This is a genomic window from Vibrio sp. TH_r3 (assembly GCF_033101115.1).
GTDB lineage: Bacteria > Pseudomonadota > Gammaproteobacteria > Enterobacterales > Vibrionaceae > Vibrio.
The window spans coordinates 1-15373 of sequence record NZ_JAWMPW010000032.1; the positions used below are offsets into that span (position 1 = coordinate 1).

Sequence of the window (15373 nt, forward strand, 5' to 3'; positions counted from 1 at the left end):
TTCTCGACCAAAATAGCTCAAGTCATCTTGAGTAATTTCAAATATGACGTTATCGATATCGAACTGTTTTAAATCAGATTCAATATCTTTCCGAACCAGATTCCAAATCTCACGAGAATTGTTGCCTGAGTTTTGAACTAATACCCTTTCAATGATTTGCTTTATTGGGTGGGTTTCAACATTAACCTGAACGCCTTCTACAGGAAGTTGAAGTTGAAGCTTATTCTCATCGTCTATAAATCGGCTAAGGTCTTCCAAGTCGATACGCAATGCTTCTGGAGTAACCCTTAATTTATCCGAACGAAAGTAATCTTTCTGGTCTTCTTTAACATTTGCATCTTGTGGATTCTTTCCATATGTCCCAGCAGCTTTACTTAACATAACCGCCATATTGGACATCATCTGAAGGCCTGACTTCCCGACACTAAGCTTTGAGAAAGCCCATATCATATTTTCTGGTTTGCTCTCCTTGGTATGGGTATATGGCGTATTATCGTGTTCAACCTCCCCGAAACACTCTTCTACCGTTTCCCAGTCTAAAATATTCTCTGGTTGCTTAATAAGCACCAAATTTACATCGTAAGCTTTCTCTTTTTCAGCAAACCACTTTGATGCTTTATTGGTTAAGCCAATCATACCCTCATAACAGAAAACCCCGTATACATAACGAGTATTGTTCTGAAGACGAATAGCCCCCATTCTGTCGGTTTTAACCTTTGCGGAAAATGATAGCTCTCCGTTATCTATAAGTTCTAAGATATCCCCTTTCGTTAACGGGGTTTTCTGCTCTATTTCTTCTATACGAATAAATCTACGTTTATTTACGACCATATTTGAAACCCATAAAGTACACGACTGCTCTATAATGTTATGTTACGAGAATTCTAATAACAACATACGTTACATAACGTAATGGACTAATCTTCTTAACCTATGTGAACGTTGTCTTATAAGGAAAGAAAAGTCTGTTCCCGTATATGAAGATATGTAAGCCACTTCTCAAGTGCTTCTATTTTTTCGGGCAGATACTGACTCCGATTATAGATGCCGCTAACGCCAGCAACCGTATGACCCAACAAGTGATCTGCAACATGAGGATAAACGCCCAAATCATTTAGTCTAGTAGCCATAGTTCTACGTAAATCATGCAACGTCCACGCTTCACTATGCTTTAACTTTTTCCAAAGTACTCGCCCGTAGGCACTAACTGATTCTGAGCTTTTCAATCCACCTACAACATAACCTGTTTTTTCCGTTTTAGTTTTTAATAATAACAACCAAGGAATCAGTGACTCTGGAATAGGTCGCACTATCTTTTCATCTGTTTTACTGTTGGCTTTTGGTACTGTCCATAGCAACGAATTAAAATCCCACTCATTCCATGTAGACAATCGAACTTCTTGAGTTCGAGCACCAAAAATAATTAAAAGCAAAAGAAGGTTTCTGTAGTAAAGAGGAAATTTAGGTTTCTGCATTAACTCAAGAAGATCTCTTAGTTCCACTTCGGTCAGAACTCTATCTCTCTTTGCTTGCTTTTTTCCTACGTCTGAAAGAATCAAGTCATCTAAGGCATGACTAATAGCAAAGCCTCTTTTCCTACAAAATATTAACGATTGTTTACAGCCTTGAAAAACTAGCCCTGCGGCAACTGGTGCAGCTCTCTGTTTCCCGCTAATTCCCTTCCTTATCCGATCAAAACAAGCAACCCACATTTGTGTACTTACTTGCTCTAAAGGTAGAGAGCCAATATAAGGATAAATGTGCTTGTTAAATTGCGCTCTATGCTTTTCAACGTTCTTACGATGTTCAGAAGCATATTCTACCAACCAATATTCTAGAGCATCTTGTACATTGATTGGTTTTTCACGTTTGTCTTTTGCTAATTGAATTTCTACCGAAGGGTCAAGACCATTATCAAGCCATTCTCGACATTGATCTCGCTTTTCTCTAGCCTGCTTTAATGTTGTTTCGGGATAACTACCTAGGCTAGCCCACTTAGGATTTGTATCACGGCCTCCCAAGCGGTAACGATATACCCAACCAATTTTACCTTTAGGAGAAATTCGAACAGAAAGACCCGCTCCATCTGTGAGCATTTTACTACCTGTGTAAGGTTTACCATTGATAGCTTTTAGCTGTTTATCTGAGAGTTTATTAATAGCGACCATATATATTTGCTACACACCTTGCTACACACAATTCATTGAATATCAATATATCCTAATGACTAACAATGTACAAACACGAACTAAAACTAATTAAATAACAATAAGTTAAAAATAAAACCACAAACATAAAAGAACAACCATGAACACAAAACTGATAATACGGCATGAACTAAAAAATAATACTGTAATGCATTGATTTAAAAAGACTTATCCATTAATGGTTAGGTCTTTTTTTATTTTCAAACCCACAACAAAACCCCCAAACTAAAAAACCTCCGTCGTGCCACCTAGAATAATTTTCATGCGAAACATTTGTCTATTCTGACAGTAAAAAATATATGTAGAAAAAACAGAAAAGTATCCGACACTTAGGATATTAGGGCATACATATGAATTAAAAGGAATTTTCGATATCCTAAGTTTAAAAACAGTCCTAAGTTGGTTAGGACAACCAGATAATTAAGCAGCTTTAATACTCACGTGTATAACACGCCTATTACTTCTAATATTTATGTTATTGTTATGTTTTTCTCATTATATAAAACGCTATGCTAAAAAACTCGCTCAGAACACTTAATATTGGAGTAATTTTGGCTCTAATCTCTCTAAATATACTGACTGTAACGAGTTCTGTGGTTCACAATGCGGTTTTTCAGTTAATCGATAAATTACCAATGGCTCATTTGCGTGAAAATAGCCCTACAGTACGTTCCAATAAACTGAATCAAGAAATTAAGAAACTGGAAAGACGTAATGCGAAACTAAAATCCAATACAACAAAACTGACAAAAAATATTGCGAAACGAACGGCTAAATCAGCCGCACGCAATTTAGGTTCTTCTGTAGTTGAAGCAGTACCGTATGTTGGTATAGCAGCAGTTATAGCGTCATTAAGCCTTGATATTAAAGATGCCTGCCAGACAATGAAGGATATCGATACGATAGAGGCAAACTTTAAAATAACAAATAGCACTACTACTGATGAAACCGATAAAGTTTGCGGATATGAGTATTCGATTCCCACAGCTACAGAATTAAGTATTGAGGTGCAGCGCTCCCTCGATAAAGCACAAAAAAAATCATCTGAGTTTAGTACAGATATATCTGAATCAATGCACTCCGCATACCAAGAGTCAGTAGAGTATGGTGTAGAAATTATGGAAAGCTGGAGTGCGTATTTTGACTAGCCCATTAAAAAATAAAAGACGGAGTGAAGTCGTACCCAAGATCTCACATTAAGTCTCCCAAAGACAGTAATCAGTTTAGCTTCTATTTATCTGAAACTTGACCGGTTTAAAAGCTGAAAAACTGTGGAACCTTTGTGGTGTATTGCCTGACGACAGTATTAACTAGAAATGCGTTTTTAAGCTATAAAGCCCCTATTTTCTTAGACATGTTAAAGCCTGTAATCACAAAACCGACTTCTTGATACAACTTAAGGGCTCGTTCATTGTGATAAGCAACTCTCAGCTTGATTTGATTAATTCCTCGGCCTTGCAATTGCTTTTCAAACACAGAAATAGCTTCCGTTCCATAACCTAACCCACGGTAGTCGCTAAACACATAAAAATCATATATGAAGGTAGATTTATCTTTAACATTATCTGAATGCCATAAATAACCGACTAGGTTTTGCTTACCATTAACATCAGCATCAATACAGAGCAGTGAATGCTCATCTCCTTCCAGTCCATTTGGAAAACAACGATGCAAATCTTTTTTAGCTAACTCAATGGCAAGTTCCATTGAATGCCCATAATTCTTAGCTATTTCGTGGCTGTAATCGTCAATAAAATACTGACAGTACCTTGGATACTCTTCTGCACGCATTGCTCTGAGTACAATCATATATTTCCCTTTTCATACAATAAATTCGAACTACAACCTATTACAAATCATTTCAATTCTATAGAACTTCACGCATCATGTTTCTGCCTTCTGTTTCAACATAGTTCAAAAACACCTTGGCTATTGGTGACAAAGATTGGCTTCTTGTCCAAGAAAATGACCAGTGCGTTTGAATAGGTAGGGATTCAACGTTAATCACCTTTACATCATAAACATTCCCGAACGCTAACGTATGCGCCGATAAAATAGACACACCTAATCGCGATAACACCGAATGAATAATTGCTTCATTACTGGCTATGGTCATTTTGATATTAGGTTGATATGGCTGCTTTTTAAAGAAAGCTTCTGTGGCGTATCTTGTGCCAGACCCTTCCTCGCGAATTAGAAAGTCTTGTTGGCAAAACTCTTGTAATGAAACAACTTTCTGTTTAGTAAAGGGGTGGTCAACTTGAGCAATCGCAACTAGATCATTTGACATAAATTCGATCACCTCAAGATCCAAATCCTGTGGTAAGTGGCTGAACACATAAAAATCATCTGAGCCGTTTTCTACCCGCTCTATAACTTGTCGTCTATTGGCAATAGTTAACTGAATATCAATCCCAGGATAACGTTCGCAGAATGGCCCTAGCAGGTGAGGAATAAAATACTTGGCCGTTGTGGTAACGGCTAACCTTAACGTACCAACCTCCAGTCCTTTTAGACTAGATAAGTGCATATCTAATTCTTCACAGCTTTGCAGTATTTGTCGCGCCGTTTTTACCGTCGCTAGCCCAGCATCGGTAAATTTTAATTTTCGACCCACTTGCTGGTATAGCGGCAGACCAATAGATTCTGCCAACTTCTTTAATTGCATCGATACCGTGGGTTGAGTTAAGAACAGCGTATCGGCGGCAGATTTTATGCTGCCTTGCTCATAAACTGCCAGCAAAATTTCAAGTTGGCGAAACGTGCCAATATGTGCGTGTAATCGAGACGCCATACCCCTCTCCAATTCCGTTAATGCTCTTCAACTAGTGGTTCAAATCTAATTCATCAATCATATTCCATAGATTTTTATCTATTCTAAATATATAGATTATCTATTTTTATCTATGCAAATAAAAGAATAACATGCAATGAAATTTAAGGGGGAATTTTATGAAATATCGAAATATGGTTTTACCATCAATCACTATTACTATGTTAGTTCTGTTTCACTCGATTAGTACATCAATTGGTCATGATTCGTTTGGTTTTTTAGCATCTGCAGCCATATTGACTGTTTTTACCTTATTTAACACCGTCAAGTCATGTGTAAATAAAAGTCGCCGTCGTGACATTGTGCTTACACAACAAGCTATTGGAGAGAAATAAGTCATGATCATTGACGCAGTAGTTGCATTTTTCGTCTTAGGCATTGTTTGTCAATTACTGGGAGCTAAGATCCCCTTTTCAGAAAGCCTTTATAAAACACTTAGTATGTTTTTAATGATTGCGATTGGTCTTAAAGGTGGATTAGCCTTACAAAAATATATTGATCCTGATCTTATTATTATGTCACTGGCAGTCGTTGCCTTTGGTTTATTACTGCCTTTGATAGCCTATCCTCTGCTTAGATTTTTCGGCCAACTGGATAAAGTTAATGCGGGTGCCATTGCTGCGCATTATGGCTCTGTAAGTGTAGCGACTTATGCCGTGGCCGTGGCGTTATTGGAAGCTAACAATATTAGTTATGAAGCTTACTTCCCACTCTTTGTCGTATTGCTAGAAATGCCGGCAATTGTCGTTGGTCTGGTTTTGGCTAAGGGTAATGTAAAACTGATAAACGCGCATTTTTTGAAGAAAGAGTTAATTGCTAACCCAAGTATACTGCTTATGGTTGGTAGCTTATTGATAGGTTACTGGGGTGGTGAAAGTGTGCAAAAATTATCTCCTTTCTTCATCGAATTGTTTTCTGGCGTTCTAGCTTTATTCTTATTGAAGATGGGCATGACCGCAGGTCAACAGTTATCAGCATTAAAACAAAACAGTTTATTCTTGATTAGCTTCGCCGTGCTCATGCCAATGATTGGAGGCCTAGCCGGAACTACTCTTGGTTATCTGCTCGGTTTTAGCTCTGGAGGCATTACCCTTATGGCTGTATTAGGAGCAAGTGCATCTTATATTGCAGTGCCAGCTGCAATGAAAGAAAGCTTGCCAGAAGCAAATGCGGGTATGTCTATTACCGCGTCTCTAGGTATTACATTTCCTTTTAACGTTTTATTTAATGTGCCTTTCTTTATTGTACTTGGCCAGCATGTCGGCAGTTAATTGGACTGGTGCATTTGATAAACCACAGTACTTAGTTAACCAAAGTACTTAATTAACATAAATAAGGGCAGTCATTATTCTGCCCTTATTTTAACGCTTCTAATATTGAACAGTGGCTGGCATCTTTTTCACTTTGTCCGCAACATGCATCATTTATCTTCTTTAGTGCGCTGCGGATTTTGCTCAACTCTCGAATTTTTTCATCGACCAATTCCAGTTTAGCGGAAGTGATGTTTTTTACTTCTGCACAACTGTGTAGCGTGGCTTCTAAACGAATATCCAAAAGTTCTTTAATCTCATCTAAACTCAAACCAAGTTGTTTCGAATTTAAAACAAAGCGAACTTGTTCAAGACTGGTTTCCGAATACAAGCGATAACCGGATTCACTGCGTGAAGTGGGATTAATAAGCCCATTTTTCTCATAAAATCGAAGCGTATCCGTTGTCACTCCACTTTTTTTTGCCAATTCACCAATCAAATACATACTATTTTTTCCTTCGTTTTATCTTAAAAACCGACCAATTTAATTATTTTTGTGAAGCCAATCGATTGCGCGAGCATTTTAAGTACAAATTGGGTAGAATACGCGCCATAAAATCAGCAAGTATTATCGCTGCAATCGTTACAAACATATCTCTTAATCAATCACTCTGTGAATTCGAGGAAAATGGAAGCAATGAATAACGCCCGCCCAATCCGTCGCGCCCTAATTAGCGTATCAGACAAAACTGGTATTGTTGAGTTCGCTCAAGCTCTTTCTGACCATGGTGTCGATATTTTATCTACTGGAGGCACTGCTCGCTTACTTGCAGAACAAGGCATTTCAGTAACTGAAGTTTCTGATTATACAGGTTTTCCTGAAATGATGGACGGCCGTGTAAAAACGCTTCACCCTAAAGTTCATGGCGGTGTTCTTGGCCGTCGTGGTCAAGATGATGCTGTTATGGCACAACACGGTATCGACCCTATCGATATGGTGGTTGTTAACCTTTACCCTTTTGCTGAAACAGTGGCCAAAGAAGGTTGTACATTAGCTGATGCAGTAGAAAACATCGATATTGGTGGCCCAACGATGGTACGTAGTGCAGCCAAAAACCATAAAGACGTTGCTATTGTTGTTAATGCATCTGATTATTCTCGCGTTATTTCAGAAATGGATGCGAATGAAAAATCATTAACATTAGAAACTCGTTTTGATCTCGCCATTGCTGCATTTGAGCACACTGCCGCATATGATGGCATGATCGCCAATTACTTTGGCACCATGGTTCCTTCTTATGGTGATAATAACCAAGACGACCAACCTTCCCCTAAAAACAAAAGTAAGTTTCCTCGTACTTTCAACCAGCAGTTCGAGAAAAAACAAGATATGCGTTATGGCGAAAACAGCCATCAAGCGGCCGCATTTTACGTTGAAAGCAAGCCTGAAGAAGCTTCTGTTTCTACTGCGCGACAAATCCAAGGTAAGGCTCTGTCTTACAATAATATCGCCGATACTGATTCGGCACTGGAATGCGTAAAAGAGTTTGTAGAACCAGCTTGTGTTATTGTTAAACATGCGAACCCTTGTGGTGTGGCACTTGGCAAAGACATTCTTGAAGCTTATAACCGCGCTTATCAGACTGATCCAACGTCTGCCTTTGGCGGTATTATTGCGTTTAACCAAGAGTTAGATGCAGAAACTGCAAAAGCGATTGTTGAGCGTCAATTTGTTGAGGTGATTATTGCTCCAAGTGTATCAGCTGAAGCAATTGAAATTGTTGCAACTAAGAAAAACCTTCGTTTACTTGAGTGTGGCGAATGGACAACAAAAACAACTGGTTTTGATGTTAAGCGTGTCAATGGTGGTCTGTTAGTGCAAGATCGCGATCAAGGAATGGTTTCGCTAGATGACCTAACCATTGTTTCTAAACGTCAGCCAACAGAAGCAGAATTAAAAGATGCTTTATTCTGTTGGAAAGTCGCCAAATACGTGAAATCCAATGCAATTGTTTATGCAAAAGGTGATATGACCATTGGTGTTGGTGCTGGTCAAATGAGCCGAGTTTACTCAGCAAAAATTGCTGGTATTAAGGCGGCAGATGAAGGTTTAGAAGTTGCCGGAAGCGTAATGGCGTCTGATGCTTTCTTCCCGTTCCGTGATGGCATTGATGCAGCGGCTGAAGCTGGTATCAAATGTGTTATTCAACCTGGCGGGTCGATGCGAGATAACGAAGTTATCGAAGCAGCTGACGAACATGGCATGGCGATGATATTTACCGGAATGCGTCACTTCCGTCACTAATCGCTATAGATTGTTAATCATCAAAAATGATACATAGCCCTAGAGTTCAGACTGAACTCTAGGGAAAATTAACTAATAGTTGCTCCCTTTTGTGAACAGGGAATAATTAAGGATGTAAAAATGAATGTATTGATTATCGGTGCGGGTGGTCGCGAACATGCATTAGGTTGGAAAGCGGCACAAAATCCTGATGTTGAAACAGTTTACGTGGCTCCGGGTAATGCAGGTACGGCACTTGAACCCAAGCTGTCGAATGTTGCTATTGCTGTAGAAGATATCGACGCTTTAGTCGCTTTTGCTAAAGAAAAATCGATAGAACTCACTATCGTTGGCCCGGAAGTACCGCTAGTACTTGGTGTGGTAGATGCATTTAGAGAAGCAAAGCTGCCTATTTTTGGTCCCACCAAAGCCGCAGCACAATTAGAAGGTTCAAAAGCATTCACTAAAGATTTCCTAGCTCGTCATGATATTCCAACGGGTTGGTACGCTAACTTTACTGAAATTGACCCTGCTATTGCCTATGTTAGAGAAAAAGGCGCACCAATAGTTATAAAAGCAGATGGACTCGCTGCGGGTAAAGGGGTAATTGTGGCCATGACGCTTGAAGAAGCGGAAGAAGCCATTAAAGATATGTTGGCTGGTAATGCCTTTGGTGATGCAGGCAGCCGCGTTGTTATTGAAGAGTTTCTAGAAGGTGAAGAGGCCAGCTTTATTGTTATGGTTGATGGTAAAAGTGTGTTACCAATGGCCACCAGCCAAGATCATAAACGTGTTGGCGATAAAGATACCGGCCCGAATACTGGCGGTATGGGTGCTTATTCTCCTGCACCTGTGGTTACACCAGAAATACATGAACGTATTCTACAAGAAGTCATTTATCCAACGGTTCGTGGTATGGATGCAGAAGGGCACCCTTACACAGGGTTCCTGTATGCGGGATTAATGATTAGTGCTGATGGTACACCGAAAGTGATTGAATATAATTGTCGCTTTGGTGATCCAGAAACGCAACCTATCATGATGCGTATGGAATCTGATCTGGTTGACCTTTGTTTAGATGCTATTGACGAAAACCTAGAAAATGCTGAGTCTTATTGGGATCCTCGCGCATCTATTGGTGTCGTTTTAGCAGCAGGAGGCTACCCATCTGATTACGCAAAAGGTGAGATTATTTCTGGCCTGCCGAATAGCGAGCAACTCAACGATAAAGAAAGCGCGATAGAAGAAAAAATCTTCCATGCTGGCACCAGTGAAAAAGACGGTAAAATAGTTACTAGTGGCGGACGTGTACTTTGTGCCACTGCACTTGGCAATACTGTGTCAGAAGCTCAAGAACGTGCTTATAAGCTTGCAAAACAAGTCAGCTGGAATGGCATGTTCCATCGCAATGATATCGGCTACAGAGCAATAGAAAGAGAGAATAAACAATAAGTTTTTTCTCCCATAAAAAAAAGCGCTAAGGCGCTTTTTTTATGGGGTTCTATTAACAGGTGAAACTGATATTTTTATGTATCTTTGAAAGTTTTTATCTGTTTCCTATTGGCCTTTATTGCTCTTCTATAAGAATTGGTCGCATAACGCACTCATGATCATCATCATCAAGCATTAATAAATCTGTCACAACCAGTTTTCCAACAAAATTAGAGCCCGTAAAGGCCGCGTAACTGTCTAAGCTTGCTAAACGGTTCACAACGAAACTTGGTAACGTCTGATTAAATTCAATTCTATCGTATTCGTTGCCAGAGCAATCGGTAAATTGCTCACCATCCCAATAGCCCTGAATCAGTTTTACACCATTCTTACTGCCAACCTCGGTAGAAATCTTAACCGACATCGCTTCATTTTTTAGTTGTGTAATCTGTTTAGGAGTAAAAGGAAGCACCTTACCATCAAGCCTATATTGTTGGTAAACCGCCTCTCCATCTTGATTAAAACGCAAATGCACTTTAAATGGTACTAACTCGTTTGATGTTTGCAGTGTTGTCCCTTCGCGAACAATCTCTTTGACGCTATTTTCTCTCCAGCGATAATTAGACTGATACCAACCATAATCTCCTGACGTAACCACATCTGCCGCAGAATAGGGCATATCTAGTCGCTCGGTATACCAGTAAAAGCTAGTTGAATCACCAGCGGTTTGCCCACTCGTAAAAGTCATGAAGCGCTGACTATCTGTCTCTTTTGAGCCAGAAGAACAGCCGATAACAAAAGAACTGGCGAGTAGAACTAAAATGATTTTTTTCATAATCAGAATGACACCGAACAGTAATATGTTCGGTGTCGACCTTATTACTTAACTGAATCTTTCAGTGCTTTACCAGCAACAAATGCAGGGACATTAGCCGCTGAAATTTGAATCTCTTCGCCGGTTTTGGGGTTACGACCAGTACGTGCTGCACGGTGATTCACTTTGAATGTACCGAAACCAATTAGTTGGACTTGGTCACCCTCTTTTAGTGTTTCAGTTACACTACTAAGAGTTGCTTCAAGAGCAGATTTTGCTTGTGCTTTAGATAGATCCGCTTTTTCAGCGATAAAGTCGATTAATTGGGTCTTGTTCATAGGTTTCCCTTCTCATTTGTTATCAAATTCATTCCACTGTAATGCATAAAGCCCCCGTCTGGCAAAGGTTTGTGAATGAAGTTTTCTTTAAAAGATAGATTTTTAACCAGAATATGGGCAATAAATCACAAATTGATACAGTTTTTGCTATTGCGACCCCCTAAAAAATAGCACTAACATGAATAAATACAAGATGTAAGGGCTATAATATAAGCTTATATTGACCAATATTTATTGATAATTTCTACAGGAAGCCTCAACAAAATTTTATGTTCTTACTGACTATATATATCGCTATTGCTATTGGTGTTTCATTTATTTGTTCGGTACTGGAAGCGATACTATTAAGTATTACCTCTAGTTACTTAGCGCAAATGAGACAAAAGAATCACCCATCTGCGCTCAAACTAAGTCAACTAAAAGAAAACATAGACAGACCTCTCGCTTCAATTTTAACCTTAAATACTATTGCTCATACCATTGGCGCTGCTGGTGCTGGTGCTCAAGCTGCTACGGTGTTTGGCAATCAGTGGTTAGGTGTTTTTTCTGCGTTATTAACCCTAGGTATTTTACTGCTGTCAGAAATTGTTCCAAAGACGATAGGAGCAACCTACTGGCGGCAGCTCGCGCCATTAGCAGCCAATATATTAGAATGGATGGTTTGGGCTCTGACACCTTTTGTTTGGTTATCAGAGCAAATTACCAAACGCTTAGCCCATGGCCATACTCCGCCTAAATTACGTGATGAAATTTCTGCGATGGCGATGCTAGCAAAAGAGAGAGGCGAGTTTAATGAAGGCGAATCAAAAATACTCGACAACCTACTTTCTCTACGTGATGTTCCGATTACTAAAATAATGACACCTCGACCGGTTGTTTTCAGAGTGAAAGCAGAATTAACCATCAATAAATTTATCGAACAGTATAAAGATATTCCCTTTTCTCGTCCGTTAATTTATAGCCAACAAAAAGATAACGTCCTTGGGTTCATTCATAGGCTGGAACTGTACAAACTACAACAATTAGGTCATGGAGAAAGACAACTCGGCGCTATAATGCGCCCGATCAATGTATTACTCAATAATACAGCGCTGCCAAAAGCTTTTGATCATATGTTGGCTCAACGACTTCAATTAATTTTAGTTGTCGATGAATATGGTACGATTCAAGGCATTGTGACACTAGAGGATATCTTTGAGCATCTTTTAGGAGAACAAATCATTGATGAAGCGGACCGAACTACCAACATGCAAGAATTAGCGTATCAACGTTGGGAAACATGGAAAAAGATGCATGACGTAAAAGTAAGCCGTGATGATAGTGATTAAGTTCAATAACAACTTAATCACATCAACTACACCGAAAGTAACTTAAAGAGCGAGGCCTATATTACTCACACCTTCCTCTTTAATTTCTTGGCGTAAATCTTTGATTAACTCTATATCTCGTCTTTCTGCTTCAATAAGCGGTCGATAAATAGCCCATTGAACATCCCATTCGGTACAAACCGCAAGGTTATCTTTTTGATTGTCATTAGTAATGGGCTCACTACCCTGTGCTTCTTCTAATTGACTAACCGTGGTGACAGATATTTCGCTAACTGACAGCATATTTTCAAATAGATAGTCTCGATCCAACAATCCATGCAGTAACGTAGATAGAGCTTTACAAGCATCAATTGCAGGGTAAACCGCATAAAAATCAAAGTCTTCTGAATCTGGAATAAGCACTTCTAATTTTTCTAACTGACGCTCAAAATTAATTTTTGCAGTTTTAACTGTCATTAATTCCCAAACACTATCGAGAATATCTCGATATATACGCGCTTCGGCAAATTCTGTATTCTCACAAAACACGACATAATTGGGGTACATGCGTTCACATAAACAAGCCATGAAGGTAATTTGCTGCCAAGGCTCGAACTTTTCTAGGCGTACTTGAAGTGGATTTTGTAACATAACCGCTCTATGGTTTAAAAATAATCAGCTGCAGTGTACTCGATTAAGCAAAGGGAAAAAAGAAAACAGATGGATAATTTCAACAACAAACTACGAATTTTAACCAAAAGTGATAGTGTTTATCTTGAGCTATTTGAAAAGGCCAATTTACCAGGTTTAATCATTACTGAAAAAAACAGCGATGCTAATATTGTGCTTGCTGCTCCGCCCATATTAGCTGACTGTATTGATACATTTTCTAATATGAACTGGGTTCAGTCTACTTATGCAGGAGTTGACCCTTTAATGCAGCCAGGCCTGCGACAAGATTACGACCTCACTAATGTGAAAGGTATATTTGGTCAACAAATATCTGAATATGTACTTGGCTACTGCATTGAGTATTTTCGTCACTTTAACCTCTACAGGCAGCAGCAACAGCAAAAATGTTGGCAACCACACTCTTATAGTACTTTGGCTGGAAAAAAATTGTTAATTTTAGGTACCGGTGCAATTGGTAATTACTTAGCGAAAACGGCCGCATCGCTCAATTTACATTCGATAGGAATTAATCGTAGCGGCATTCCGCCTAAAGAATCGGCTTTTGATCAAACCGCCCACTTTGAGCAATTGGACTTATATTTAGCCGATGCTGACATCATTGTGTCTACTTTGCCTGGGACAACACAGACAAAAAACATGTTTGACCAGACCTTTTTTTCTCATTGCCGTAATGCTTTATTTTTCAACGTAGGTAGAGGCAATTCCGTTAACACAGCTGCACTTATAGAGGCTTTGGAAGGAGATAATATATCGCATGCTTTTTTAGATGTTTTCGCTAACGAACCAATTTCAGAACAATGCTCTTATTGGCATAACGCCAAAGTAACGATTACTCCACATATCGCCGCAGACAGTTTTCCAGAGCAAGTTTTTGAGATATTCAGTGACAATTATCTAAAATGGCGTGACGGATTCCAATTAGATAATCAAGTCGATTTTGATAAAGGTTATTAACCTTTAAAAATTAAGAAGCACTAATGATTTTGCATTAGTGCTTTACTTCATTTCATAGACAATTTGAAGCCGCAAGCGCCTCCAATATTATTTATGATACGGCTTAGATAATTTATGAACGGCATCGACAAACACACCTGCATTTTCAGGCGGTACATCCAAATGAATTCCGTGTCCTAGGTTAAATACATGCCCAGTATTTTCCTCGCCAAACCCTTTCAGAATCGTGGCAACTTCCTCTTCTATACGTGATGCAGATGAGTAAAGTATTGATGGGTCCATATTTCCTTGTAAGGCGACTTTATTACCTACACGCGCTTTAGCATTTGCAATATCAATAGTCCAATCTAATCCAACGGCATCACAACCTGTAGCGGCTATTTGTTCTAACCACATTCCACCATTTTTAGTAAATAGCGTAACAGGAACACGACGGCCCTCATTTTCACGAATCAATCCATCAACAATTTTTTGCATATATTGCAAAGAAAACAAGTTGTAATCTCTAGGTGTGAGAACACCACCCCAAGTATCAAATACCATTACCGATTGAGCACCGGCTTTAATTTGAGCATTGAGATAATCAATGACACTGTCCGCTAATTTATCCAATAATAAATGCAGTGTTGCTGGCTCTGCATACATCATTTTTTTAATTTTAGTGAACGCTTTAGACGTACCGCCTTCCACCATGTAGGTAGCTAATGTCCATGGGCTTCCGGAAAACCCGATAAGAGGCACTTCCCCTTGCAAGTCTTTACGTATTTGGCGTACAGCGTTCATCACATACTGAAGTTCACCTTCAGGATCAGGATTACCGATTTTATCTACATCTGCTTTACAGGTAATAGGACGTTCAAATTTTGGCCCTTCACCTGTATCGAAATACAAACCTAACCCCATAGCATCCGGAATGGTTAAAATATCAGAAAACAAAATAGCAGCGTCTAGAGGAAAACGGCGCAGAGGTTGAAGTGTCACTTCAGAAGCTAATTCAGCATTCCGACAAAGTGACATAAAATCGCCCGCCTGAGCTCGCGTTGCTTTATATTCCGGTAAATAACGTCCTGCTTGACGCATCATCCAGACAGGGGTGTAATCTACAGGTTGTTTTAATAGAGCGCGTAAGTAGCGATCATTTTTTAATTCGGTCATTCCGCATTTCCAATTTGAACTTTAAGTTTTCCAAACGCTTATTCTAACACTGTTAGAGTAAGCTGCGACACAAGCTTTGAGCCCTAGATCATGTTCTCAAGTTTTTA

Annotated in this window: 16 protein-coding genes; 7 read left to right on the forward strand and 9 right to left on the reverse strand. The window is 39.2% G+C overall.

The annotated features are described in order from the left end of the window. Positions 1–831: hypothetical protein (locus tag R3X26_RS17205; RefSeq protein ID WP_317718563.1), on the reverse strand; the 831-nt coding region annotated here is incomplete at its 3' end. 116 nt (positions 832–947) lie between these two features. After that, positions 948–2168, reverse strand: coding sequence for a site-specific integrase (locus R3X26_RS17210; protein ID WP_317718564.1), 1221 nt, complete (start codon positions 2166–2168; stop codon positions 948–950). A gap of 590 nt (positions 2169–2758) precedes the next feature. On the opposite strand from R3X26_RS17210, the gene R3X26_RS17215 reads away from it, so the two are divergent. Further along, positions 2759–3355 carry a hypothetical protein gene (locus R3X26_RS17215; protein ID WP_317718565.1) on the forward strand — a complete coding sequence of 199 codons (597 nt, stop codon included), beginning with the start codon at positions 2759–2761 and terminating at the stop codon, positions 3353–3355. Positions 3356–3536: 181 nt separating this feature from the next. Here the strand turns inward: R3X26_RS17215 and R3X26_RS17220 are convergent, their stop codons facing one another. Together R3X26_RS17220 and R3X26_RS17225 are read right to left on the reverse strand one after the other, a co-directional pair. Further along, positions 3537–4016 (reverse strand): GNAT family N-acetyltransferase, encoded by a 480-nt coding sequence (locus tag R3X26_RS17220; RefSeq protein ID WP_317718566.1) that lies wholly within the window; start codon positions 4014–4016, stop codon positions 3537–3539. Positions 4017–4074: 58 nt separating this feature from the next. Further along, entirely contained in the window at positions 4075–5001 is a 927-nt protein-coding gene (locus R3X26_RS17225) for a LysR family transcriptional regulator (RefSeq protein WP_317718567.1), read from the reverse strand. 158 nt (positions 5002–5159) lie between these two features. Between R3X26_RS17225 and R3X26_RS17230 the strand changes: the two genes are divergently transcribed. Together R3X26_RS17230 and R3X26_RS17235 are read left to right on the forward strand one after the other, a co-directional pair. Further along, a complete protein-coding gene (locus R3X26_RS17230) occupies positions 5160–5375 on the forward strand; it encodes a hypothetical protein (RefSeq protein WP_317718568.1) in 216 nt (71 codons plus the stop codon). Between the two features lie 3 nt (positions 5376–5378). Further along, the gene (locus tag R3X26_RS17235) at positions 5379–6311 is read left to right on the forward strand and encodes a sodium-dependent bicarbonate transport family permease (RefSeq protein ID WP_317718569.1); all 933 of its coding nucleotides are present in this window, start codon (positions 5379–5381) and stop codon (positions 6309–6311) included. An 85-nt stretch (positions 6312–6396) separates the two neighbouring features. Here R3X26_RS17235 and zntR read toward each other — a convergent pair whose 3' ends face one another. Continuing rightward, positions 6397–6795, reverse strand: coding sequence for a Zn(2+)-responsive transcriptional regulator (gene zntR / locus R3X26_RS17240; protein ID WP_317718570.1), 399 nt, complete (start codon positions 6793–6795; stop codon positions 6397–6399). 192 nt (positions 6796–6987) lie between these two features. Between zntR and purH the strand changes: the two genes are divergently transcribed. Together purH and purD are read left to right on the forward strand one after the other, a co-directional pair. Then, positions 6988–8595, forward strand: a complete 1608-nt coding sequence (purH, locus tag R3X26_RS17245) for a bifunctional phosphoribosylaminoimidazolecarboxamide formyltransferase/IMP cyclohydrolase (RefSeq protein ID WP_317718571.1) — start codon at positions 6988–6990, stop codon at positions 8593–8595. Positions 8596–8715: 120 nt separating this feature from the next. Next, positions 8716–10026, forward strand: coding sequence for a phosphoribosylamine--glycine ligase (gene purD / locus R3X26_RS17250; RefSeq protein ID WP_317718572.1), 1311 nt, complete (start codon positions 8716–8718; stop codon positions 10024–10026). Positions 10027–10141: 115 nt separating this feature from the next. On the opposite strand, the gene R3X26_RS17255 is transcribed toward purD, so the two are convergent. Continuing rightward, on the reverse strand, positions 10142–10843 hold the full coding sequence (locus R3X26_RS17255) for a DUF1481 domain-containing protein (protein ID WP_317718589.1): 702 nt from the start codon (positions 10841–10843) through the stop codon (positions 10142–10144). 41 nt (positions 10844–10884) lie between these two features. After that, positions 10885–11157 (reverse strand): nucleoid-associated protein HU-alpha, encoded by a 273-nt coding sequence (hupA, locus tag R3X26_RS17260; RefSeq protein ID WP_317718573.1) that lies wholly within the window; start codon positions 11155–11157, stop codon positions 10885–10887. A gap of 269 nt (positions 11158–11426) precedes the next feature. Between hupA and R3X26_RS17265 the strand changes: the two genes are divergently transcribed. After that, positions 11427–12485 carry a CNNM domain-containing protein gene (locus tag R3X26_RS17265; protein WP_317718574.1) on the forward strand — a complete coding sequence of 353 codons (1059 nt, stop codon included), beginning with the start codon at positions 11427–11429 and terminating at the stop codon, positions 12483–12485. A 42-nt stretch (positions 12486–12527) separates the two neighbouring features. Here the strand turns inward: R3X26_RS17265 and R3X26_RS17270 are convergent, their stop codons facing one another. After that, positions 12528–13115: a YjaG family protein gene (locus R3X26_RS17270; protein ID WP_317718575.1), complete on the reverse strand. Its 588-nt coding sequence runs from the start codon at positions 13113–13115 to the stop codon at positions 12528–12530. Positions 13116–13184: 69 nt separating this feature from the next. Between R3X26_RS17270 and R3X26_RS17275 the strand changes: the two genes are divergently transcribed. Then, positions 13185–14111, forward strand: a complete 927-nt coding sequence (locus tag R3X26_RS17275; protein ID WP_317718576.1) for a D-2-hydroxyacid dehydrogenase — start codon at positions 13185–13187, stop codon at positions 14109–14111. 87 nt (positions 14112–14198) lie between these two features. Here the strand turns inward: R3X26_RS17275 and hemE are convergent, their stop codons facing one another. After that, entirely contained in the window at positions 14199–15266 is a 1068-nt protein-coding gene (hemE, locus tag R3X26_RS17280) for a uroporphyrinogen decarboxylase (RefSeq protein ID WP_317718577.1), read from the reverse strand. Between the last annotated feature and the right edge of the window lie 107 nt (positions 15267–15373).